Below are 413 nucleotides of genomic sequence, written 5' to 3'. Positions count from 1 at the left end.
GCGCTCCACCGAGGGGAATACGAACTTGCTGACATCGCCGCCCAGCACGGCAATCTCGCGCACGAAGGTGCCCGAGATGAACTGGTACTGGTCCGAGGGGGTCAGGAACATCGTTTCCACGTCCGGCAGCAGGTAGCGGTTCATGCCGGCCATCTGGAACTCGTACTCGAAATCCGACACCGCGCGCAGGCCGCGCACGATCACGCGCGCATTGTTCTTGCGCACGAAGTCCTTGAGCAGGCCCGAGAAGCCTTCCACGCGCACGTTGGGATAGTGCCCGAGCACTTCCTTCGCGATACCGATGCGCTCCTCCAGCGAGAAGAACGGGCGCTTGTTGGGGCTGTGCGCCACGCCGACCACCAGCTCGTCGAAGATATTCGACGCGCGACGGACGAGATCCTCGTGTCCCCGGG

At 63.7% G+C, this 413-nt stretch carries 1 protein-coding gene; it reads right to left on the bottom strand.

The annotated features are described in order from the left end of the window. On the bottom strand, nucleotides 1-413 hold a 413-nt coding region (gene coaD / locus AB4Z35_RS30830; RefSeq protein ID WP_442101275.1), incomplete at both ends, for a pantetheine-phosphate adenylyltransferase.

It is taken from the genome of Pseudomonas sp. KB_15 (genome assembly GCF_052114525.1).
Lineage (GTDB): Bacteria > Pseudomonadota > Gammaproteobacteria > Pseudomonadales > Pseudomonadaceae > Aquipseudomonas.
Note: the sequence above shows the minus strand (reverse complement) of the source record. Positions and strands in the feature narration are given on the sequence as shown.